Here is a 21,979-nt window from a genome sequence, read left to right on the forward strand (position 1 = left end):
AACAGCGCGAATATATCGGTTGATCCGCAAGCCGGGTCGCTACGAGAATCATCAGCGCAGGTCTACGATCGAGCGTCCTGACACGCTCAAAGACATGTGCGCATGGCGGACTACGATCTCGCGATCATTGGTGGAGGTCTGAACGGCGTTACGCTGGCGCGCGACGCGGCCGGCCGCGGCTTGCGCGTGCTGCTGATCGAGCAGGGCGATCTCGGCAGCGCGGCCTCCTCCGCGACGTCCCGGCTGGTGCATGGCGATCTCGCCGCGCTTGAGCGACGAGGCTTCATGCGCGTCCGCCAATCGCTGGCCGAGCGCGACATCTGGCTGGCGACGGCGCCGCATCTGGTGCGCCCGGTTCGCTTTGCGATTCCCGCCCCTGCCAATGAGCGTCCGCACTGGCAGCTGCGTGCCGGATTGTGGCTCTATGACCGGCTCGCGGCCCGCAAGCTGTTGCCCGCGGCAACGACGCTCGATGTGACGCATCATCCGGTCGGTGACGCGCTGAAGCGTCCGATCGGGACGGCGTTCGAATATTCTGATTGCGTGGTGGACGATTCCCGCCTCGTGGTGCTGACGGCGCTGGATGCCGCGGAGCGCGGCGCTGCGATCTGCACCGGCGCCCGCTGCGTGCGCGCCGATCGCGACCGCATCTGGCGCCTGGCGATCATCGATCGTGGCCATCGCCGTGTCGTCACCGCCGGCGCGCTCGCCAACGCCACGGGAGCGTGGAGCATCTCGACGGCGGAGACCGTGCTCCGCCAGCCGCCGCCGCGCGTGACGGCACGGCAGGTCAGCCAGATCGTGGTGCCCCGGCTGTTCGAGGTCGACGCCGTCTATGTGTTTCAGAACCCCGATGGCCGGCTGATCTTCGCCCAGCCCTATGAGCGCGACTTCACGCTGATCGGCACGATCGCTCACGACTTCAAGGGGGACCCGGCCGCGGTGGCGATGCGGGCGGCCGACGTCAGCTATCTCTGCAAGGCCGCGAACCGCTATTTTCGTTCGGACATCCAGCCAGCCGACGTCATCAGAACCGTGTCGGGCGCCAACATGATGGTGATGCGCGGTCGCGACGGCGCACGGCTGGAGACGGTCGTGAGTCTCGATGCGGGCCGGCGGAAGGCGCCGCTGCTGACGATGTGCGGCGGCGACGTCACCACCGTCCGCCGCCGCGCGGAGCAGGCGGTGTCCCAGCTCGCCCGATTCTATCCGATGTCGTCACGCTGGACGGCGGGCGCGCCGCTGCCCGGCGGCGACTTCGACTGGGATCGTTTCGAAGATTTCGTCGACGACGTGCGCGAGCGCTGGCGCTTCCTCGGCGAGGCCGAGGCACGGCGCCTGGTTGGCGCCTACGGCACCCGGCTGGCGGACATTCTCGGCGACGCCGGGAGCCGGGCCGACCTCGGCCTGGCTTTCGGTGCGCAGCTGACCGAGGCCGAGGTCCGCTATCTCATGACCAAGGAATGGGCGCGGTTTCCGGAGGACGTGCTGTGGCGGCGGACCAAGCTCGGCCTGACCGTCTCTGCAGCCGAACGCGAAGCCTTGACCACGTTCATGGCCACCGCCGGAGCGCGGGCCACGCCGCCCGCCCGCGACGGCGACGGGGATAGTCCGGCCCGTGCGGTTGAGCTGCAGTCGATCGGCGGCTAGCTTGCCGACAGCCGGGCCGTTGGGGCCCGGCAGGTGACTTGACCGGATCATGGCTGACGAGATCGCGACCCCCGAGCCCGCCGCCGAGCCGGCGCCATCACCATCCGCGGAGCCGCGCCCCGATCCCCAACCGCCCATTCTGCGGATCGAGAACGTCGTCAAGAGCTTCGGCAGCTTCCGCGCCGTCGACGGCGTCTCGCTCGACATCCGCGCCGGCGAGTTCTTCGCGCTGCTGGGCCCCAGCGGCTGCGGCAAGACCACGCTGCTGCGCATGCTGGCCGGCTTCGAGACCCCGGACGAAGGCCGCATCCTGTTGTCCGGCGAGGATATCGCGCAGGTGCTGCCGCATGAGCGGCCGGTCAACATGATGTTCCAGAACTACGCGCTGTTCCCGCATCTGAATGTGCGTGACAACATCGCCTTCGGCCTGCGGCGCGCCGGCCTGCCGCGCGCCGAGACCGCCACGCGCGTCGCTGAGATGGTCGCGCTGGTCAAGCTCGAAGGACTGGAGAAGCGCAAGCCCGACCAGCTCTCGGGCGGCCAGAAGCAGCGCGTCGCGCTGGCGCGCTCACTGGCGCGCCGGCCGCAGGTGCTGCTGCTCGACGAGCCGATGGCCGCGCTCGACAAGAAGCTGCGCGAGAGCACGCAGTTCGAGCTGATGGAGCTGCAGCGCAAGCTCGGCATGACCTTCATCATCGTCACCCACGACCAGGAGGAGGCGATGACGGTGGCAACCCGGATCGGCGTGATGAACGCGGGCAAACTCGAGCAGGTCGCGGTGCCGCGCCGGCTCTATGAGGAGCCGGCCTCGCGCTGGGTCGCGGAGTTCGTCGGCGACATCAATCTGTTCGAGGGCGAGGTGACCGCGCGGGAGCCGCACCGGCTCAGAGTCGTGACCCAGGCTGCCGGCGAACTGGTTGCCGCGCAGCCCGTTGCACCGATCTCCGAGACCAAGGTTGCGGTCGCGATCCGGCCCGAGAAGATCCGGCTGGCCCTTCGCCGGCCGGCAGCCGACGCCGCAGCGATCAATTGCGTCGAGGGCGCCATCACCGATGCGAGCTATCTCGGCGGCAAGACCGTGTACAAGATCAGGCTCGATGGCGGTGCCGTGCTGCACGCCTCCCAGGCCAACACCGCGCGGCTCGATGCCGACGGCTATGGCCTGAACCAGCGCGTCGTGGCCTGGTTCACGCCCGATGATTGCGTGGTGCTGGAGCGATGAGCGCGCGCCGCATCTTCTCGCGCCCGGCCCGCTTCGCGGCGATCGCGCCCTATGTCTGGATGGTGCTGTTCTTCCTGGTGCCGTTCGCCTTCGTCGCCAAGATCAGCCTGTCGCAGACGGCGATCGCACAGCCGCCCTATACGCCGGTGTTCTCGCTCGCGGATGGCTTGTCGTCGCTCTCGGACGCCTTCGCGGCGCTGTCCCTGGACAATTTCCGCCTGCTGCTATCGGATGACCTGTACCTGTCATCCTATCTGCGCAGCGTCGTCGTCGCGGTGACATCGACGGCCATCCTGCTCCTGATCGGCTATCCCATCGCCTATGGAATGGCGCGTCTGCCGCGGCGCTGGCAGGGCATCGCGATGATGCTGGTCATCGTGCCGTTCTGGACCTCGTTCCTGATCCGCATCTATGCCTGGGTCAACATCCTGCAGCATGACGGGCTGTTGAACCAGATCCTGCTCGCGCTGCATCTGGTGTCGACGCCGGTGGTGTGGCTGTCGACCGACAGCGCGATGTATGTCGGCATCGTCTATTCCTATCTGCCGTTCATGATCCTGCCGCTGTTCGCAACTCTGACGAAGCTGGAACCGGCGCTGGAGGAGGCCGCCGCCGATCTCGGCGCCTCGCCGCGCGAGATCTTCTGGCTGGTGACGTTTCCGCTGTCGCTGCCCGGCGTCGGCGCCGGCGCGCTGCTGTGCTTCATTCCGATCGTCGGCGAGTTCGTCATTCCCGACCTGCTCGCCGGCTCCAAGTCGCTGATGATCGGCCAGACCCTGTGGCTGGAGTTCTTCACCAACAAGGACTGGCCGGTGGCCTCCAGCATCGCCGTGGTGCTGCTAGGCGTGCTGCTGCTTCCGCTCCTGCTCTACGACCGCCTGCAGCGCCGGCAGCTGGAGGCGCAGCGGTGATGGACGGCGCAGTCTCGATGTTCGCCCGGCTGATCACCCTCCCCTGGAGGGCCCTCCAGGGGAGGGTGGAAAATTACTCGCTTTCGACATGGCAGGAGCTCGCCGCCCATGCCTAGCGCCTCTCGCCTGTCCCGCTTCAACGTCGCCTCGCTGACGCTCGGCCTCGCGTTCCTCTATCTGCCGATCCTGATCCTGGTGATCTACTCGTTCAATGCCTCGCGCCTCGTCACGGTGTGGGGCGGCTGGTCGCTGCGCTGGTATCACGAGTTTTTCAACGATGGCGCGATGATCGACGCGGCATGGATGAGCCTCCGCGTCGGAGCAACGTCGGCCACCGTTGCAACGCTGCTGGGGACGCTCGCTGCCGTCGCGCTGTCGCGCGGCCAAGGCTTTCGCGGCCGCATGCTGTTCTCCGGCATGCTCTATGCGCCGCTGGTCATGCCGGAGGTGATCACGGGTCTGTCACTGCTGCTGCTGTTCGTGGCGCTGGACGCCGAGCGCGGCTTCTGGACGGTGACGATCGCGCACACGACGCTGACGATGTGCTTCGTCGCCGTGGTGGTGCAGTCGCGCCTGGTCTCGCTGGACCGGAGCCTGGAGGAGGCGGCGATGGATCTCGGTTGCGATCCGTTCCGTGCCTTCGTCATGGTGACTCTGCCGCTGATCGCGCCGGCGGTGGTCGCCGGCTGGATGCTGGCCTTCACGCTGTCGCTGGATGATCTCGTGATCGCGAGCTTCACCACGGGGCCGGGGTCGGCGACGCTGCCGATCCGGATCTATTCGGAAGTGCGGCTCGGGGTGAAGCCGGAGATCAATGCGATCTGCACGCTGGTGATCGGGCTGATTGCGGTGGTGATCGTGATCGCGTCGCTGGCGTCGAAGCTGTCGAGCGATCGCGGCGAGAGCGCGGCGCCTCTTTAGCAGTCGTCGTTGCGAGAGCGCCGCTTAGTCAGCGAACAGCTGCATCGCGGCGGCCACGACAAAGCGATGGACTGCGCCGCGATCGACTGACGGGGGGTCGACGCAGCAGGCGGGATCGGCGTTGCGGCCGAGCTCGGTGCTCTCAGGCAGGAACACGTAGTGGCCGGCCTCTGCGGCGACCATATCGAAATCGCTGCTCGCCAGCCGCTCGTGCAGCCAGCAGGCGGCCGGCAGCAGCGCATCCGCGCCGCCGACCATGATGCGCGTCGGGACGTCGATCGCGCCGACGCTGTCCTCTGAAAACCCCTGCACCGAGCGGCCGGGCGCCAGCAGCAGCGCCGCCTTGATGCGCGGGTCGTGGTAGGAGGCTGACATGCGTGCCCAGGAGTCGCGGAAGATCTGGCTTTCGTCCATCAGGCGCGGCAGATGATCGACGAGATCGGGAAACTCGCGCGGCCCGCGGCCGAGATTGGCGCCGGGCTCGAACGGCGAGCGGATCATGATGGCGCCGAGCAGGGCTGTGGCGGTGACGCCACCGAGCGAATAGCCGACCGCGAAGATGCGGTCGAGGTCGATACGGCCCGTGAACTCGGGATGAGCGATGATGTGGTCGATCAGCAACGACATGTCGCGCGGCCGCTCCCACGAGCACAGGAAGCCCTCGGCCCGGTATGGTTCGGCGTTGCTGTTGCCGTGATGATTGACGGCGACCGCGATGGCGCCGCGGGCCGCCAGCTCGCGGGCCAGCCATTCGAACTGCAGGCCGTTGCAGCCGGTGCCGTGCGAGTAGACCACGAGCGGACAAGACCCGTTGGCAGCGAGCGGCGCCTCGAGCGCCGCAGGGCCGGCCTTGAACCAGCCTTGCGGCCACGGCGCGATCGGAAGCTGGGCTTCGAGCGCGCCGTCCGCGGCCGGATACCACGCGAACCAGTCGATCGGGCGCGGACCATCGCCATCCCAGTTGGGGCGCGAGGAATCCTCGAGGCGCCCCTGTCGGAACCCGACGCTCATCGCGCCGTCACGACTTCACGGCGCCTGCGGTGAGCCCACCCACCATGTAGCGCTTGAAGGCGTAATAGACCGCGGCCGGCGGCAGCGCATAGATAAAGCCGGTGGTCATCAGGAGCTCCCACGGCGAGTCGTCGGCCGCGAGGAAGTTGCCGAGCGCCACGGGAAGGGTGATCGCTTTGTCGTTGGAGAGCAGCAGGAACGCGTAGAGATATTCGTTCCAGGCCAGCAGCACGGCATAGGTGCCGATCGCAACCAGCGACGGCATCATCAGCGGCACGTAGACGAGGCGGAAGATCTGCAGCGGGCTGGCGCCATCCATGACGGCGGCCTCGTCGAGCTCGACCGGCAGCTTGTCGGAGGCCTGCTTCAGCACCCAGATCGCATAGGGCGAGGCGATCGTCACCATGGCGAGGATCAGCGACCAGTCGTTGTTGAGCAGGCCGTATTTGCCCATGGTGCGATACATCGGCACCGCGAGGAAGGCGGCCGGAATGAAATAGGTGAACAGCGCGAGGTTCATCACGATCCGGCTGCCGGGCACGCGCAGGCGCGAGATCGCGTAGGCCGCGCAGGTGGCGATGATCAGCGTCAGGGCGCCGACCGCGACGGCGATCACGACCGAGTTGCCGAACTGGACCCAGAAGTCGCGCAGGAAGTAATGCTGCTGGTGAAACACGATCGAGAAATTGTGCAGCGTCGGATGGTCCGGCCACAGCTTGCCCGAGAACGCGTCCTCCTTCGGCGAGATCGCGAACAGGAACATGTGATAGATCGGGATCATCGTCCAGATGAAGACGGGGATGCCGATCAGCAGCAGCCGGGCTTCGGTGCCGACTTCGCGTAAGGATGGGAGCTTCATCGCGACAACCGCTTCATCATGAAATAGACCAGGGGCAGCACCAGCGGCATGGCGCAGACGATCGAGGCCATGGCGAGGCTGAGCTGATCGAGCCGCAGATAGCGGATGCCGAGTGTGGACAGCACGTGAGTGAGATCGGCCGGCCCGCCGCCGGTCAGGAGATAGACGCTGTTGAAGTCGCCGAGCGTCCAGATCATCGAGAGCAGCGTGCAGGTGATGTAGAGCATCTGCATCGACGGCCAGGTGATGAAGCGGAACTTCTGCCACCAGGTGGCGCCGTCGACCTCGGCCGCCTCGAACAAATCCTGTGAGATCGCCAGCCGGCCGGTCATCAGGATCAGCGTCCAGAACGGCAGCGACTTCCAGATGTGCATGCCGATCGCCATCGACAGCGCGATCGTCGGGTCGTTGAGCCAGTTCGGGCCGTCATCACCGGTGAGGTTGAAGATCAGGTGGTTGACCATGCCCCATTCGGGATTGAGCATGAAGCGCACCGACAGGATGGTCGGGATCGACGGCACCGCCCAGGGCAGGATGAAGATGACCGACAGCCATTTGATCCAGCCGCGCTGCTGAATGAAGAAGCCGGACAGGAACAGCGCGATCACCATCTTCAGATTGATGCCGACCAGAAGGAAGATCAGCGTGTTGACGGCGGCGCGCGCGAAGATCGGGTCGTTGTACAGCGCGACGTAGCTGGCCGGATCGCGCGCCAGCCACAGGCCGTAGCCGACGGGATAGACGACGAAGGCGAGGAAGATCAGCAGGTAGGGCGCAAGCATGACGATGCCCCACACCTGTGACGGTGTCAGCAGCACCGGGCGCGGCGCTTCCGCGAGCGCGGAATCGGAAGCTGAGAGCGTGATCGCCATGGTCGTTTCTTCCCGGGTCGTCTTGTCCCGCCGATAGCCGAACCGGCCGCATGCGCTGCGGCCGGAACTGTTGTCGTTGTCAGGGGTCTCAGGCTAGTGCATCGCGACGCGAGAAACTAGCCTGCGACCTCCTTCAGGCGGGCGATCAGCTCGTCCACGGCCTTCTCGACCGGAACCTTCTCGCTGACGACACGGTTCATCGCCTTGGCCCAGACGTTCTCATTGTTGAGAATCGTGAACTTGTAGTTCTTGGTGAAGTCGAACGGCGAGGTGCCGCCGGTGAACTGGGTGTAAACGGCCTTGCGGTGGCGGTCGGCCTGCCAGAACGGGCTCTTCTGGCCGGCGGTCGTCACGGGGAACCAGCGGCCCAGCGCGCCCTCGACGTAGGGGCCAAGGTTTTCTTCCTGCATCAGGAACTTGATGAACTCCTTGGCCTGCGCCTTGTTCTTCGCATTGCTGAAGATCAGGCCGGTCTTGACGTCGGAGCGATACTTGATCGGCGTGCCGTCCGGCTTGTTGGGGAAGGACGCGGTGATGATGTCCTCCTCATAGGCCTTCTTGCCGGCCGCGCGCTGCTCGGGCGTCAGCGCCGGGTTGGTCGAATCCTCGAACCACTTGGCGGCGATCGAGATCGTGAAGTTGTGGGTCATCACGATGGTCTTGTTGTGGAAGGCGACGTTGTTGTCCGGATCCTTCCAGGTCGTCGAGGACGGCGGCGTGCAGCCCTTGATGTAGGTGTCGGTATAGTCCTTCAGCGCCTTCGTCAGGCCCTCGCGCACCTTTGGATCGTCGACCAGCAGCTTGCCGTCGTCGTCGACGAGCTTGACGTTGTAGGCGTCCATGAAGGTGTAGAACGACTGGAACGAGTCGGTCGATTCCACGCCCATCGGCTGGCCGACGCCATACATGCGCTGCCCGGTCGCCTTGCGGATTCCCGGCTGCACCTTGTCGCACCAGAACGTCCAGTAGTCCTCCCACTTGGTGGGGATATCGCTCTGCTTGAAGCCGGCCTTCTCGAGCAGGTCGCCCCAGATCTGGACGTGCATGCTCTGCTGCTTCAGCGGAAAGCCGTAATAGGCCTTCTTCTTGGTGACGTTGTTATAGAGATTGGCGGTCTCGATCGTGTTCGGCGCAAACGCCGATTTCATCGGCTCCAGGATATCGGTGAGATCCTCGAGCTTGCCCTCGTAGGCCCATTTGCCCTGGGCCTGGACGTCGTAGGTGTCGGCATAGGCGACATCAGGCACGGTGCCGGAATCCAGAGCGGCGACCGTCTTCGGGATCATGTCCTGGATCGCGTATTGCGACAGCTCGACCTTGATGCCGGTTTTGGCCTCGAATTTCTTGACGACGTTGAGCAGCGCATCGTCCTCGGACTTGTAGAAGCCCTTGCTCCACCAGATCGTGATGGTGTCCTGAGCGATGGCTGGTGCTGCAGCGCAAAAAAGCCCGGCGGCTGCGACTGCGATTGAAAGCGCACCCATTCCCCTGGATTTCACGTGTCTCTCCCTGATCCGCCGATCTTGCTTGATCGGTTGATTGGACACTAACCCAGGGACCGGACTCGATCCAGAAGTAATATATCAGACATAGGTCGAGGCCGCAGCTCCTGCCGGCTGCGCCTCAAGTGCGGCTCGAACGATCGGCGTCGCTGCTCAATTCGGCTTGGCGGGAGTCTCGCCGCTCGGGGTGTCGGCTTGCGGAGCACTGTCCGACTGTGCCGGACGCAATCCGCCGGTGAAGCGCTCGAGCACCGAGCGGACCGCATCACGCGTCTTGCGGTCCTTGACCGCGTCGAGCAGAGGCGCCGCCGCCGGCGCGCGGCGGATCAGGCTTTCGGGATCGGGAAAGATCAGCGGATCCTCCCAGGGCCCCTGCACCACGAACGGCAGCTCGAAGCCGTTGCTGCCATTGCCTGATGACAACAGGCTCGCCACACCCTTGAAATCGTATTCGCGGCTCGGCACCGACGCCGTGCCGGTCATCGTGATCCGCGCGGTCGGGCTTTCGACCCGGATGTCATCGGCTGTCGCCACGCCGTCCGCGAATTTGACGGCGATGGTCAGCGAATCGTAGGGGGTCGAGCCGGTGCGGAAACTGCCGCCGCGCGACAGCGGGCTGCGTTCAAGCCGCTTCAGCAATTGCTCGACGTTGAAGCCTGAGATCGCCCCGTCGCGGCCCTGCAGATTGGCGCTGCCGTCGAGCGATTGCGCAAGCCCGAACGGGCTCGAGCCGGACGCGGTCAGCGAGACGTTGAGATTGCCGCGTCCCGACAGCGACGACACGCCGAACATCTCGTTGGCGCAGGCCTGCAGATCCACGTCGGTGAACTGCAGCTCGGCCTTCACGTCGGCGACGGTGTCGGCCCGCGCGATCCCGAACGACCCACGGACGACGCCGCCATACATCTGCGCTTCGCCGACCGAAAGCGCGAGCACGCCGTTACGCAGATTCGCGCCTAACGCCGTGCGTCCGAGCTTCGACGAGCCCACGGTGACCTTTGCGGCCGATAGCCGCATGTCGAGATCCGTCGTGGACAAGGCCTTCAGGTCGAAGAGTTGCCTGTTCCAGTCGCGCGCCCCGTTGGCGAGCAGCCGGAAGGTGGAAATATAGGGGGTGAAGTCCAGCGCATCGGCCGCGAGCGTCGCCTGCAGCGCCTGGCGGCCGTTATTGGCGTAGGTCATCACGCCCTCGGCCGTATTGCCGTCGAGCTCCACATTGACGTTGGTGAGCGCGATGGAGGCGCCGACCACATTGGCGCGCGCACGCAGCGCAAAGCGGCCGAAGCCGCCGCCGCCGAGCGGGGCCTGTCCGGTCCAGCGCAGCGCGTCGCGCAGCGACGGGCTGTCCACCGTCAACGTGCCCTCCATCAACGCGCTGGTGCGGTTGGCGACGGTGCCGTCGAAGGCGATCTTCAGGGGCGGGCTGGCAAGCCGCATCTTCAGACCGGACCGGTCTCCCGACAGTGCGGCGAGGAAATCGCTGATGCTGATCGAGCCCTCGATGCGCTGGCCGCGCCAGTCGAACTGTCCGGTCGCGGCGAAGGAACGCGAGATCGAGGGCCAGGCCAGCGACAGGTCGATGTCGTCGAGCCGCTCGGAGGCATGATGGCCGTTATCCTCGTAGATCAGGATGCCGTCCTGGATGCGGATCTCCGAGAACGACATCTGGCTGTCGGGCCCCGGGCGCATCGTATGGGCGATGGTCTCGATGAAAGGCGTCCAGTTGCTGTTGCCGTCAGCCTCGCGGATGACGTTGATCTCCGGCCGCAGCATCATCACGTCGGCGATCTCGAAGCGCTGCAGCAGCAGCGGCAGCAGCTGCAGATTGGCGGTCAGCACGTCGACCCGAAGCGCGGGGTCGTCGGTGCCGCTGCCCTTGAGGCCGACGTCGTGGAACGAGACATAGCTGCCTGGAAACAACGAGACGTCGATATGTCCCTTGACGACGAGCTCGAGTCCGGTGACGGCGCGGATCTGGGTCTCGACGGCGCGCCGCAGTGCCTCCCGATTGACCAGCCATGAGCTCGCCAGCAGGCCCACGAAGGCAATGCCAAGCAGCACCGCAATCGGTGTGCCGAGGCGCCTCATTCCTTGGGCCATGGTCACGGACATGTCCTGGGATCGTCGGATCGCTGGTTACCGGAGATGGGCAGGGCGCGCCGAAAACCCTTGCCAACATCAACAACTTGATGCGCTTTCTTGACGCTTTCAAGGCCGCGCCGCTGGTGTGGCCGGATTGCGGCGGAGCCCGCTGGTCCCTGACTCCGGATGATTGTCCCGGAGCCGCAGACCGGTGCGACAGCTAAAGCAGGACGTGCGCGTTGGGAAGGCATCATTGACGCATTGCGAAGATTTCGCCTAATAATCCGGTCGATATCCGCGCGGTCGCCGCTCTCCATCAGGTCATTCCCGTATGAACAAGGTCTATCCGGACGCCAAATCCGCCCTTGCGGGCCTTCTCAAGGACGGCATGACCATCATGTCCGGTGGGTTTGGCCTTTGCGGCATCGCAGAAACCCTGTCCGACGCCATTCGCGAGTCCGGGGTGAAGGATCTCACCGTCATCTCCAACAATGCCGGCGTCGATGGCATCGGCCTCAGCCGATTGCTCGAGACGCGGCAGATCAAGAAGATGATCTCGTCCTATGTCGGCGAGAATAAGCTGTTCGCACAGCAATATCTGGCCGGCGAGCTGGAGCTCGAATTCTGCCCGCAGGGCACCTTGGCCGAGCGCATCCGCGCCGGCGGCGCCGGCATCCCGGCGTTCTTCACCAAAACCGGCGTCGGCACGCTGGTGGCCGAAGGCAAGGAAGTCCGCGAGTTCGACGGCGAGAAATACCTGATGGAGCGCGGCCTGTTCGCCGATCTGGCGATCGTGCATGCCTGGAAGGGCGACACCGCCGGCAACCTCGTCTACCGGAAGACCGCGCGCAACTTCAATCCGATGATGGCCACGGCGGCCCGCTTCACGGTCGCGGAGGTCGAGCATCTGCTGCCGGCCGGCCAGATCGATCCCGACCATATCCATACGCCGGGCATCTTCGTGAAGCGCATCATCCAGGTCGGAACCGCGCTCAAGCGCATCGAGCAGCGCACCGTGCGCAAACGTGAAGCCGCCGCTGCAACCGGGGAGGAAGTCTGATGGCCTGGACGCGAGAGCAGATGGCGGCCCGCGCCGCCAAGGAGCTGCGTGACGGCTATTACGTCAATCTCGGCATCGGCATTCCGACGCTGGTCTCGAACTACATTCCGCCGGGCGTCGACGTCGCGCTGCAGAGCGAGAACGGCATGCTCGGCATGGGTCCGTTCCCCTATGAGGGCGAGGAGGATCCCGACCTCATCAACGCCGGCAAGCAGACCGTGACCGAGCTGCCGATCACCAGCTATTTCTCGTCCGCCGATTCGTTCGCGATGGTCCGCGGCGGCCATATCGACCTGTCGATCCTCGGCGCCATGCAGGTCGCCCAGAACGGCGATCTCGCCAACTGGATGATCCCGGGCAAGATGGTCAAGGGCATGGGCGGCGCGATGGATCTCGTCGCCGGCGTCAAGCGCGTGGTCGTCGTGATGGAGCACAGCGCCAAGGACGGTCCGAAGCTGCTCAAGACGTGCAACCTGCCGCTCACGGGCGAGCGCGTGGTGGACATGGTCGTCACCGATCTCGCGGTGTTCACGATCGACAAGCACGGCAATGACGGCATGGCCTTGATCGAGCTCGCCGACGGCGTGACGCTCGACGAGGTCAAGGCAAAGACCGAAGCCGAGTTCCGGGTCGCCCTCAAGAACACCTGAGGCGCGCCGCTACCAGCGCCGGCAGAGCATCTCCGAGACCTTCACCGCAAGGCGGCATGCCGCGTTGCGGTCCGGGCTCCTGGCGGACCGCGGCGCCGTCTCGGCAAGACTCTGGATCACGAGACAGGGCACGCTGCGGCCGAGGCAGATCAGCGCCATCACGTAAGCGGTTTCATCGCTGGCGAGCGCACCGGGAAACGCCGCCGCGACGTCCGCCTCCGCGCCGCTGCCATCGCATGTGACCGTCACCCCTTCGAAGAACACTCCGATCTCGCCGAGCAGGGTCGTCGCTGATTGATGGGCGAGGTGGCACAGCTCGGGGTCGGTGGGAATGATCATGCTCCCCTGATTGGGGAGCGGCGGCTCGGCAATGCTGAGCGCATCCCGCACCCTGAGATCGATCCGGAACGGCGCCAACGCAGTGCTGATCACGAGATCACCCGGACCGGCGCCGACGAAGCGCGCGCCCTGGCCTGCTTGCGGAAGCGGGGGGCCGAGCGCATGCCCCCGTTCCGGCATCATCACCCAGCGCGCACCGTGCTCCTCGATCACGACCGACGTGGCGCTTGCCACCTCGGTCATTGACCGACCCAGGCAGATGACCGCATGAAAGCAGGAATGCCGGATGATCGCGCGCGTGGCGTTGCGCTGCTCGACCAGCGTGCCCGGCCCCATCGCCTGGATCAGACCTTCGATATCCTCTGGCGTCTCGACGACGAAACCGATGGTATGGGCCTTGGCATGCAGGAAACGCAGAGCGTCCAGCATCGCATTGATGCCAGCCTTCTCGCGGTCATCGAGCTGCGCCCATAGGGCCTCGAGCACGTCCAGGGAGGCCTCGATGCTGGCGCCGATCACGCCCTGGCCGAGCGGCCGGCCGGGTGTCTCGCAGCGATAGAGCTCTTCGAGCGTCTGCAGGACCGTCCGTCGGTCCCTGATCGCGCCGGCCCCCTGCAGGATGCGCGCGAGAACAAGTGCGCGCTTGGCGGGTTCGAGCGGGACCGCGAGCCACGCAAAATCCGCCAGCTCTGCCGCCTGTTCGCTCGCGGCCCGCTGAAATTCGCCGACCACCTGACCGTAGTGCCAGCTGATCTGCCACGGCGTCACCTGCCGGCCGCGATATCTGCCGCGCTCGATGCGTTCGAGCGCCTGGGCCTGCAACTCGTGGCGCAAGTCAGGGTCGAAGCCCGATACGCGCGTATCCAGAAGGCGATGGGCGCGCGTTGCGATCGCCGGCCCAAACCATTCCTGCTCGGGGTCGCCGATCGAAAGGCCGCTCGGCATGCGGATGTGGACGGTTCTGCGAAACTGGTCCAGCTCACGTCGAGCCACCTGCGCTGCGGTGGCGGAGACTGTCTGTACTTCGCAGAAGGCGTCGACCACGCTGGCCCAGTCCCAGAAATCGTCGCCATAGAACGGGATGCGAAATTGGCGGCTGGCGACGATCCGCGCACAGATCTCTTCGATGGCCGGCGCCACGCGATCGAGAATGTCGTGGCGCGCGACTGCGGTGTCCGCAAGGCACTGGTGGACGATGCGCGCGGCGTTCGCATTCACCACATGCCAGTCCTTGGCGGCGAATTTCGGCGAGGCCCGCAGATATTCCAGCGCGTCGACGAGGCAGCGCCCAGCCAATGCGCGGGGCGAATTGTCATCGAACCAGCTCGTGTTGCCGATCCCGTACCTGTGCAGGTCGGACGTGAAGAAGACCGGCGGATGTCGAGAAACCACACTCGCCTCCTGGTCCGCTCATCGCGTCTCTCAACGGCAATTCTCTAACGTTTGTAAGTTGAGTGTCGCAACCGAAAGTTGATTTTGAGTGACTGTCATTTGTGCCAGTGCCATGGCACCGTCGGAGCGTGACATGTCACGGCTTGCTGTGGCCCGGCCTGTCGTCGTTGGGTGTGGATGGCGCTTCATCAGTCGGCTCAGCTGCTGCGCGATGCTTCGGCGCCATGCGTGCTGCTCACGGCGGAAGCCCAGAGTGGCGGCGCTCGATTGCGGACAAGGGCAGGCTGAGCCACTCGTGGGGCAATCAGCTCAAGCGTGATTGAGACAGGTGCCTTTCGGTGAGGCGACGCTTCGCCGACGGATAGGTCGCGATCTCTTCAGGCGCGAGCTCGAGGCAAGCGCGCGAGCCTCTGGCGCGAGCGTCAGCTCAGCCAGCGGACCGACAGCAGGACGACGAAGGCCACGGCCGCCGCGATGCAAAACATCGTGGTCAGGAACAGGGCGATGTGGCCGAACAGGCCCGTCGGTGTGGAATCGTCGCGAAACGACTCGAACCCGCCGGATTGAGGAATATGACCGCGGACATCGATGAGGACGGCAAGCAGGCGAATGAGCAGGTCGAGAACATCCATCGCGGGTCCCTCGAATCGTGAGCAATCCGATGATCGTTGCGAAATCGACCGGCCACTTTGACGAAGCGCAATGTCGCTGGCGAAAGCCGGCATTCTACTGGTAGCCGACGGGGCAGCTGTCGGCCGGCCTTGAGGAAGCTCAAGGCCGTGCTGCTTGCCTTGTGTCAAAGACGTCCAAAATCAGGTGGACAGGCAGGACATGAGACCAGATCTCGCGGCATGCTACGGACAGGAGCGCCTTCCGCGCTACACCAGCTATCCCACGGCGCCCCATTTCTCCGCTGCGGTCGGCCCCTCCACCTACGCTGAGTGGCTGCGCGCCATTCCGGAGAGCGCGACGGCATCTCTCTACCTGCATGTGCCGTTCTGCCGCGCGATGTGCTGGTATTGCGGCTGCACCACCATGGTCGCCAAGCGCGACGAGCCGATCGCGGTCTATGAGTCCGCGTTGCGCTGCGAGATCGACATGGTCTCGCGCCAGATCGGCCGCCGGCTTCAGGTCGGGCACATTCATTTCGGCGGCGGCACGCCCACCATCATGGCGCCGGAGTCCTTCGTCGATCTGGTCGGATCGTTGCGCCATTCCTTCGCCGTGCTGCCGTCGGCCGAGATCGCCGTCGAGATCGATCCGCGTACGCTGACGCCGGCGATGATCGATGCGCTGGCGCGGAGCGGCGTCAACCGCGCGAGCCTCGGCGTGCAGAGCTTCGATCCGCGGGTGCAACGGGCTATCAACCGGGTGCAGAGCTTCGAGCAGACCGCCGCGGCCACGAACGGATTGCGTGAGGCGGGCGTGGCCGGCGTCAATTTCGACCTGATCTACGGCCTGCCCTATCAGAGCGTGGCGTCATGTCTCGACACCGTTCGGCGCGCCATCGACCTGCGCCCCGATCGGCTCTCCGTGTTCGGCTATGCACATGTGCCGTCGTTCAAGACGCATCAGCGCAAGATCGAGGACGCCGCGTTGCCGGACAGTCTGGAGCGCTACGATCAGGCCTGCGCGATCGCGGATGCGCTGAAGGATGCGGGCTACGTCCAGATCGGGCTGGACCATTTCGCCCTGCCATCCGACCCGATGACGATTGCGTTCCGCGAGGGCCGGCTGCATCGCAATTTCCAGGGCTACACCACCGATGCCAACGACCTCTTGATCGGCTTCGGTGCGTCGGCGATCGGGCAACTGCCGCAGGGCTACGTCCAGAATGCGCCGCAGGTGCGCGCCTATGAGGAGAAGATCGCCTCGGGCAGCCTTGCCACGGTGAAGGGCTACGGTCTGACCGACGACGACCGCCTGCGGGCCGACATCATCGAGCGGATCATGTGCGACTACGGCGTCGACCTGGATGTCATCTGCACCCGCCACGGCATGGAGGCCGACGTGATGCTGCAATCGGCGCCGCGGCTGCACGCGCTGATTTCCGACGGGGTGGTCGAGCTCAACGGCAGCGCGCTGGCGGTGACCGAGCATTCCCGCTTCCTGGTGCGCAGTGTCGCCGCCGCCTTCGATGCCCATCTCGACGCATCGAAGCAGTTGCACAGCCGCGCGGTCTAGACCGGTGCACGCCGCGGTGCTTGTGCTGCGGCCAAGATGGAAAACGATGCGCGCGCGACCATCCACCTGCGGATGGAGCCGCGCATGCCAATCTCCTTCGATGGACTGATCGACGATGTCATGCGGCCAAGCCGCAGATGACGGGCGCCTTACTTTCCTTCCAGATGCCTTGCGCCGGCTGTCCGATCGCCTGCTTCCACGATGTCGCCGCTCCCTGCCGCGAGCATGACGTGGAGCCTCATGCGTTCCCTTCGGCGCTGTGTCCTCGAAGTTTGCGCTGGCACAAACCTTCCCGGCTCTGGCTCAACTACATAGGGGCGACGGGCGCGGTCCGTCGTCAAGCGAGCGAGCATGCACATGGCCATTCCAAGGAGCTATCAGGGCTGGACTGTTCTCGCCAACGGGTTCCGGCCGTTCTTCCTGCTCGGCGCGGTCCAGGCGGCGTTGTCGATCCTGATCTGGCTTCCGGCCTTCCAGGGCGAACTGACCTTGAGTTCGGCTTTCACGCCCCGCGACTGGCACGTGCACGAAATGCTCTACGGCTATCTGCCGGCCATCGTCACCGGCTTCCTGTTCACCGCGATCCCGAACTGGACCGGGCGCCTGCCGATCCGTGGTGCGCCTCTGCTGGCGCTGGTGACCGTGTGGATGACCGGGCGCGTGACCGTGACATTGTCGGCGCTGGGCCCCTGGTGGGCTGCGCTCCTGATCGATGCGAGCTTTCTGTTGCTGGTGGTCCTCGCCGCCGCGCGCGAAATCACCGTCGGCCGCAATTGGCGCAACCTTCCGGTGGTTGCGATCGTCGCCGTGCTGTGCGGCGGAAACGTCGCGTTTCACATCGAGGCGCATCTGCGAGGCACGGCCGACCATGCGATCCGCGTCGGTGTTGCCGTGATCGTGCTGCTGCTGGCCTTGATCGGCGGCCGTATCATCCCGAGCTTCACACGCAATTGGCTGGTCAAGCACAACCCCGGCCGTCTGCCGACGCCGTTCGGTCGCTTCGACGTCGCCGTCCTGCTGGTCAGCGTGCTGAGCCTGCTTGGCTGGATCGTGGTGCCCGACAACGCAGTCGCCGGGCTCGCGTTGGCTGCGGCCGGCCTGATTCATGCGGTGAGGCTTGCGCGCTGGGCCGGCGACCGCACGCTGCGTGAACGGCTGCTCGTGATCCTGCATGTCGGCTACGCGTTCGTGCCGCTGGGATTCCTGCTCACTGCGGCGGCGAGCGTCGGATGGGTCTTGCCGAGCGCCGGGCTGCATGCCTGGATGGTCGGTGCCGCCGGCATCATGACGCTCGCAGTGATGACGCGCGCCACGCTCGGCCATACCGGGCAGGTGCTGACGGCCTCCGCAGCGACCCATGTGGTCTATCTGGGCATCATCGTCGCGGCGGTCACGCGGATCTGCGCCGTGCTGGTGCCGGACCATGCCGGCGCGCTGCTGCACGTTGCGGCCATCGCCTGGATCATCGCCTTTTCAGGCTTCGTGCTGGCGTTCGGCCCGCTGCTGCTCGGTCTCAAGCTGCGCGCGCTCGCGACCCGATCGGCGGGATCGGCTCAGCCGGCGCTCTGATTGCGTGCAACTGCGCGCGAGAACACCACTTCCATCAGCGTGCCGGATTTCGGCGCCGCCTTGATGTGGAACTGTGCACGATTGGCTTCGGCCAGCGCCTTGGTGAGCGAGAGGCTGAGACCAGTGCTATCGGCGCTCTGCTCGGCAGCGCCCGTTGCGCGGAACGGCTCCAGCGCTGCGGCCACCGCCTGATCGTTCAAGGCATGCCCGGTGTCGCGCAAGCGCAGCACCACCTCGCCGAAATCCGACATTGCCGTGGAGACGATGACCTGGCCGCCGGCATTGGCGAGCGAGATCGAGGCCGAGATCAGGTTCATGGCGATCTGGCGCAGTGCCCTGGTGTCGGCGATGACCGGCGGAAGCGTCTGCGACAGCGAGGTGCGGATGATGATGCGGGCGCGGTTGGCCTGCGGCTGCATCACCGCGACGCAGCTCTCGACCAGCTCGTTCAGATTCTGTGCGGTGAAGGCAAGCTCGAGCTTTCCCGTCTCGATGCGCGACAGCTCGAGCAGATCGTCGATCAGCGACACGACGCGTTCGCCGGACGTCCGGATATCCTTCATGTACTCGGCATAGCGCGCATTGCCGATCGTGCCGAAGCGCTCGCCGATCATCACCTCGGCAAAGCCGATGATCGCGTTGAGCGGCGCCCGCACCTCGTGGCTGATGCGCGCCAGCATGTCGGCCTTGGCATTGGCCGCCCGGTCGGCGACACGCCGCGCCTGCAGCAACTCGCTTTCGCCGCGGCGAAGCTGCGACAGGTCGCGGAACACGGCAAAGAAGTTCGGGCCGTCGGTCCTGGTCCGGCCGATCGTGATCGACAGCGGGACGGCGCCGCCCTGGGCGACCTTGCCGAGCACCTCGCGGCCCTGATCCAGCACGCCGGGGGCGCCGTTCTGCTGCACGCAGTCGAGATAGTCCAACACCAGCCGCGCGCTCTCCGCCGCGAACAGCTCGATGAGATTGCGGCGAGCCAGCTCGGCGCCGTCGTAGCCGAACAAGGCCTCGGCGCTGCGATTGCAGGCGTGGATGTTGCCGCCGGCATCGAACATCAGGATGCCTTCGGTCGTGACATCGAGGATCGCAGCCAGATCTTCGGCATCGGCATGGCCGGCCGCCGGAGGCGGCGCAACGACGAGCGGCGGCGGTGCAGCGGGTGCTGGAGCATGCGTCGGCGCCGCGTCAGCGGCTGCGGGGAGCGCCGCCGCCGGGCCGGGCGCCGGCGCGAAGATCAGCGCATGCGCGCTGTCGCCATCCCAGGTGATCGTGAACAGGCGCGCCTCGGCCTTGATCTCCTCACTGGAGGAGCCGTCGGCTGCGGAGATCGTGACCGGCGTTCCGGCTTCCGGCCTGCTGGTCACGGATGATGCGCCGGGCTCGACATAGAGGGCGTCGAGGCCGCCGGCCTGTTCCAGCGCCTGGAGATCCGCATAGCCCATCTGCTTGAAGAAGGCCGGATTTGCGTAAAGCAGCCGGTCGAGCCGATAGATCAGCATGCCGGTCGGCAGCAGGTCGAGCAGGATCCGGTCGCGCTGGCTGTCGCCCTGGGCCGGCGGCGCTTCGGGCGTCAGCCATTCGGCCTGCAGTCCGGCGCCGCGCTCGCTCGTCATGTCGGCGGCCGGCAGGTCCTGATGCTGCGGACCGAAGGTTTCGCTCACGCGGGAGCCCGGCTCGGGCGGCAGGTTGGAATGCTCCGTCGCCGGGTTGCGGATCTCGCCTTCGAGCCGGGCCGATAGCTGGCGCGCAAGTTCATGAAACGCATTGTTCTCCACCGGCGTCAGCGCCGGAAGCTTGCTCTCTCCGGGGGCCCGGAACGGCACGACGTTTCCAGCGCCTTCGAGACTGCTCCCATCGATGTGGGGCGCTTCTGTCGCAATGTAAGTGTCATGCGCCGGAGCCGTGATGTTGTCTTGCCGCGGCGGCGCATCTGGGGCCTGCGCATGGTCGGATTGAGCAGGCTCTGATGGGGCAGCGACGGATTGGTCAAGATCGGTTTCGTCGGTCGTCGGCGCTTCGGCCGCACCGGCGCCGGTCGGCCGCAGCGCTTCGAGCCGGTTCAGGGCATCGAGGTCGCGGCAGACGCCGAAACCGCGATAGCCGGAATAGGCCTTGTCCAAGGTGAAGACGGGCAGTCCCGAGAGTTCGACGGCAAGATGCTCGCCGCCTCCGGCGGGCCAGGTGACGACGAGGTTGCTCCAGGTCTCCCGCGTCTGGATCGCCGCACTGACGCGTCGGTCCGGATCCAGTCCAAGCGCCTCCGCGATCTCGTGCCAGGGACGACCGAGATATGCGGCGCTGGCAGCGCCGAGCAGGCGGGCGAACTCGTCGGAGCCGAGCGAAAATCGTCCCTCGGCATCGATCTGCCAGGAGAAGCGCAGCGGATGGCGGCGGCTGGGCTCCGATGGTTGATCGGCCATCGTGCTGGACTCGTTGTCCTGCGCCTGCTGTCTCGGGGACGCGGGCGCTTCGGCGAGGTGCTCCTCGCCGGGTATCGGCGCAGCGTCTGGGCGAGGCATGTCGGCCGTGGTCTGCGTCGGCATCGCCAACGGCTCGAACAGGTCCGATTCGGCGGGATCGTCGATCATCAGGAATTCGGCCGGCGCTTCGTTCGACAGCGCAGGTGCTTCGTAGTCCGTCTCGCGTTCAGTCATGTCATCCATCGAAGGAGCAGGCGGAGTCTCGGCCACGTCCGCGTGGGTGAACTCCACGGGAGCGGGTGATGCCGGGACGGCATCTGCGGTGAGCTCTGCATCTGATGTCAGCGTCAGGCTCGGTGCGTCCAACTCGTCGGGCAGGGCCGGCAACGGCACGGCGACCAGTCCGATCTGGCTGCCGCTGCCGATCCGGTAGAGCACCGCGCGCTCACTGCCGAGCGTCACCTCGGCGGCACCATCGGCAAGTGCTGTGCTGCGGGCCGCAGCGAAAATTGAAGCGCTCAGGTCGTGCATTCCGAACAGGCGGCGTCCGGCTGCGCTGAGGCCTGCGAACTGGCCGTCCTGGGTGAATGCGATCATCGCATGCTCGCTGCTTTCCACGAGACGCTTCAGACGCTCTGCCAGCGGAACGCCGCGGCCACCGGTGTCGGTGCTGGTGATCAGCACGGCGCGCGTCCCGTCCGGCAGGTCGATCAGGGCGCAGCCGCAGGTCGCCAGCGTGCCGAGCGGCGCGCCGAAGCCGCGCACACGCTCCAGCCGAACCGAGCCGGTCTCGGGCAGCCGTCGGGCCAATTGCGCGATCTGCCGGCGGTGCGAATCGGCGGGACCGAACGTCTTGGCGAGCAGTGCCGGCACATTCGCGGCACCGAGGGCGCGAGCACCGACCGCGTTGGCCCACAGCACCCGGCTGCCATCGGCCGACCACAGCCACGCCGGCAGTCCGCCCGCGGCATGGATGGCCAGCCGGGGGTCGCTGAGGGCCTGCAATTCGAGATCGGCTTGGTTCATGGGCGGCGACGGCGAACGGTTCTCGTGACGTTGATCGGCGGCCGGAGGTGGCAGCGTTAAGAATTCGTTACTATCGCGCGTTTTGAGGGCAGAGGTCCACGGCCGGGCCGTGCTCCGATCCTGCTAAAGCTTGGATAACCTTAATGTGTTCCTCGTGCGCCGCCGCGGCGCTGAACCGGAGGCAGAAACACGGGTTGGATGTTGTAATTGCGGAGCGGGTGGTCACGATGGCGGGCAAATCGGTCGAGGGTCGTCGTGGGCACGTCTCATCCGGGGCCAGATGCGGTCCGCTGGCCGAGCAGGCGGAGCGAG

The 21,979-nt window shown here is 66.0% G+C and carries 16 protein-coding genes; 8 read left to right on the forward strand and 8 right to left on the reverse strand.

Annotation, left to right across the window (positions count from 1 at the left end; all coding sequences use genetic code 11):
- The first annotated feature begins 102 nt into the window (after nucleotides 1-102).
- The 4 genes from QQL87_RS18610 to QQL87_RS18625 all read left to right on the forward strand — a co-directional run bounded on the left by QQL87_RS18610 (nucleotide 103) and on the right by QQL87_RS18625 (nucleotide 4,704).
- Nucleotides 103-1,650, forward strand: coding sequence for a glycerol-3-phosphate dehydrogenase (locus QQL87_RS18610; RefSeq protein ID WP_284420310.1), 1,548 nt, complete (start codon nucleotides 103-105; stop codon nucleotides 1,648-1,650).
- A gap of 49 nt (nucleotides 1,651-1,699) precedes the next feature.
- Complete coding sequence (locus QQL87_RS18615; RefSeq protein WP_284420308.1) at nucleotides 1,700-2,872, forward strand: ABC transporter ATP-binding protein; 1,173 nt, start codon at nucleotides 1,700-1,702, stop codon at nucleotides 2,870-2,872.
- Entirely contained in the window at nucleotides 2,869-3,783 is a 915-nt protein-coding gene (locus QQL87_RS18620) for an ABC transporter permease (protein WP_284420307.1), read from the forward strand. Before QQL87_RS18615 ends, QQL87_RS18620 begins: the two co-directional genes overlap by 4 nt.
- 108 nt (nucleotides 3,784-3,891) lie before the next feature.
- Nucleotides 3,892-4,704 carry an ABC transporter permease gene (locus tag QQL87_RS18625; RefSeq protein WP_284420305.1) on the forward strand — a complete coding sequence of 271 codons (813 nt, stop codon included), beginning with the start codon at nucleotides 3,892-3,894 and terminating at the stop codon, nucleotides 4,702-4,704.
- A gap of 24 nt (nucleotides 4,705-4,728) precedes the next feature.
- Here the strand turns inward: QQL87_RS18625 and QQL87_RS18630 are convergent, their stop codons facing one another.
- The 5 genes from QQL87_RS18630 to QQL87_RS18650 all read right to left on the reverse strand — a co-directional run bounded on the left by QQL87_RS18630 (nucleotide 4,729) and on the right by QQL87_RS18650 (nucleotide 11,048).
- Nucleotides 4,729-5,715 (reverse strand): alpha/beta hydrolase family protein, encoded by a 987-nt coding sequence (locus QQL87_RS18630; protein WP_284420304.1) that lies wholly within the window; start codon nucleotides 5,713-5,715, stop codon nucleotides 4,729-4,731.
- Nucleotides 5,716-5,722: 7 nt separating this feature from the next.
- Nucleotides 5,723-6,574: a carbohydrate ABC transporter permease gene (locus QQL87_RS18635; protein ID WP_284420303.1), complete on the reverse strand. Its 852-nt coding sequence runs from the start codon at nucleotides 6,572-6,574 to the stop codon at nucleotides 5,723-5,725.
- Nucleotides 6,571-7,446, reverse strand: a complete 876-nt coding sequence (locus QQL87_RS18640) for a carbohydrate ABC transporter permease (RefSeq protein ID WP_284420302.1) — start codon at nucleotides 7,444-7,446, stop codon at nucleotides 6,571-6,573. The genes QQL87_RS18635 and QQL87_RS18640 overlap by 4 nt, the downstream gene beginning before the upstream one ends.
- 116 nt (nucleotides 7,447-7,562) lie before the next feature.
- Nucleotides 7,563-8,945, reverse strand: coding sequence for an ABC transporter substrate-binding protein (locus QQL87_RS18645; protein WP_284420301.1), 1,383 nt, complete (start codon nucleotides 8,943-8,945; stop codon nucleotides 7,563-7,565).
- A gap of 156 nt (nucleotides 8,946-9,101) precedes the next feature.
- Nucleotides 9,102-11,048, reverse strand: a complete 1,947-nt coding sequence (locus tag QQL87_RS18650) for an AsmA family protein (RefSeq protein WP_284420372.1) — start codon at nucleotides 11,046-11,048, stop codon at nucleotides 9,102-9,104.
- Between the two features lie 313 nt (nucleotides 11,049-11,361).
- Here QQL87_RS18650 and QQL87_RS18655 point away from each other — a divergent pair, with 313 nt between their 5' ends.
- Both QQL87_RS18655 and QQL87_RS18660 read left to right on the forward strand, forming a co-directional pair.
- On the forward strand, nucleotides 11,362-12,090 hold the full coding sequence (locus tag QQL87_RS18655; protein WP_284420299.1) for a CoA transferase subunit A: 729 nt from the start codon (nucleotides 11,362-11,364) through the stop codon (nucleotides 12,088-12,090).
- Nucleotides 12,090-12,740, forward strand: coding sequence for a 3-oxoacid CoA-transferase subunit B (locus tag QQL87_RS18660; RefSeq protein WP_009030126.1), 651 nt, complete (start codon nucleotides 12,090-12,092; stop codon nucleotides 12,738-12,740). Before QQL87_RS18655 ends, QQL87_RS18660 begins: the two co-directional genes overlap by 1 nt.
- Before the next feature lie 9 nt (nucleotides 12,741-12,749).
- Here the strand turns inward: QQL87_RS18660 and QQL87_RS18665 are convergent, their stop codons facing one another.
- Together QQL87_RS18665 and QQL87_RS18670 are read right to left on the reverse strand one after the other, a co-directional pair.
- Nucleotides 12,750-14,471 (reverse strand): nucleoside phosphorylase-I family protein, encoded by a 1,722-nt coding sequence (locus tag QQL87_RS18665; RefSeq protein ID WP_284420297.1) that lies wholly within the window; start codon nucleotides 14,469-14,471, stop codon nucleotides 12,750-12,752.
- Between the two features lie 422 nt (nucleotides 14,472-14,893).
- Nucleotides 14,894-15,103 carry a hypothetical protein gene (locus QQL87_RS18670; protein WP_284420296.1) on the reverse strand — a complete coding sequence of 70 codons (210 nt, stop codon included), beginning with the start codon at nucleotides 15,101-15,103 and terminating at the stop codon, nucleotides 14,894-14,896.
- Nucleotides 15,104-15,302: 199 nt separating this feature from the next.
- Here QQL87_RS18670 and hemN point away from each other — a divergent pair, with 199 nt between their 5' ends.
- Together hemN and QQL87_RS18680 are read left to right on the forward strand one after the other, a co-directional pair.
- Nucleotides 15,303-16,655, forward strand: a complete 1,353-nt coding sequence (gene hemN, locus QQL87_RS18675; protein WP_284420295.1) for an oxygen-independent coproporphyrinogen III oxidase — start codon at nucleotides 15,303-15,305, stop codon at nucleotides 16,653-16,655.
- A 357-nt stretch (nucleotides 16,656-17,012) separates the two neighbouring features.
- Nucleotides 17,013-18,224, forward strand: coding sequence for an NnrS family protein (locus QQL87_RS18680; protein ID WP_284420293.1), 1,212 nt, complete (start codon nucleotides 17,013-17,015; stop codon nucleotides 18,222-18,224).
- Here the strand turns inward: QQL87_RS18680 and QQL87_RS18685 are convergent.
- On the reverse strand, nucleotides 18,209-21,667 hold the full coding sequence (locus tag QQL87_RS18685) for a PAS domain S-box protein (RefSeq protein ID WP_284420292.1): 3,459 nt from the start codon (nucleotides 21,665-21,667) through the stop codon (nucleotides 18,209-18,211). The genes QQL87_RS18680 and QQL87_RS18685 overlap by 16 nt on opposite strands.
- Nucleotides 21,668-21,979: the final 312 nt, after the last annotated feature.

Origin of the sequence: Bradyrhizobium sp. SSBR45G, from assembly GCF_030159255.1 — a bacterium.
In the GTDB taxonomy this organism is placed as follows: Bacteria; Pseudomonadota; Alphaproteobacteria; order Rhizobiales; family Xanthobacteraceae; genus Bradyrhizobium.

Excerpts from the sequence above, each read along its gene's own strand:
- QQL87_RS18660 (WP_009030126.1), top strand. The coding sequence starts at position 12,090 with ATGGCCTGGACGCGAGAGCAGATGGCGGCCCGCGCCGCCAAGGAGCTG.
- QQL87_RS18640 (WP_284420302.1), bottom strand. The coding sequence starts at position 7,446 with ATGGCGATCACGCTCTCAGCTTCCGATTCCGCGCTCGCGGAAGCGCCG.
- QQL87_RS18625 (WP_284420305.1), top strand. The coding sequence starts at position 3,892 with ATGCCTAGCGCCTCTCGCCTGTCCCGCTTCAACGTCGCCTCGCTGACG.
- QQL87_RS18670 (WP_284420296.1), bottom strand. The coding sequence starts at position 15,103 with ATGGATGTTCTCGACCTGCTCATTCGCCTGCTTGCCGTCCTCATCGAT.
- hemN (WP_284420295.1), top strand. The coding sequence starts at position 15,303 with ATGAGACCAGATCTCGCGGCATGCTACGGACAGGAGCGCCTTCCGCGC.
- QQL87_RS18610 (WP_284420310.1), top strand. The coding sequence starts at position 103 with ATGGCGGACTACGATCTCGCGATCATTGGTGGAGGTCTGAACGGCGTT.
- QQL87_RS18635 (WP_284420303.1), bottom strand. The coding sequence starts at position 6,574 with ATGAAGCTCCCATCCTTACGCGAAGTCGGCACCGAAGCCCGGCTGCTG.
- QQL87_RS18655 (WP_284420299.1), top strand. The coding sequence starts at position 11,362 with ATGAACAAGGTCTATCCGGACGCCAAATCCGCCCTTGCGGGCCTTCTC.
- QQL87_RS18620 (WP_284420307.1), top strand. The coding sequence starts at position 2,869 with ATGAGCGCGCGCCGCATCTTCTCGCGCCCGGCCCGCTTCGCGGCGATC.
- QQL87_RS18630 (WP_284420304.1), bottom strand. The coding sequence starts at position 5,715 with ATGAGCGTCGGGTTCCGACAGGGGCGCCTCGAGGATTCCTCGCGCCCC.
- QQL87_RS18615 (WP_284420308.1), top strand. The coding sequence starts at position 1,700 with ATGGCTGACGAGATCGCGACCCCCGAGCCCGCCGCCGAGCCGGCGCCA.
- QQL87_RS18685 (WP_284420292.1), bottom strand. The coding sequence starts at position 21,667 with ATGAACCAAGCCGATCTCGAATTGCAGGCCCTCAGCGACCCCCGGCTG.
- QQL87_RS18650 (WP_284420372.1), bottom strand. The coding sequence starts at position 11,048 with ATGGCCCAAGGAATGAGGCGCCTCGGCACACCGATTGCGGTGCTGCTT.
- QQL87_RS18680 (WP_284420293.1), top strand. The coding sequence starts at position 17,013 with ATGGCCATTCCAAGGAGCTATCAGGGCTGGACTGTTCTCGCCAACGGG.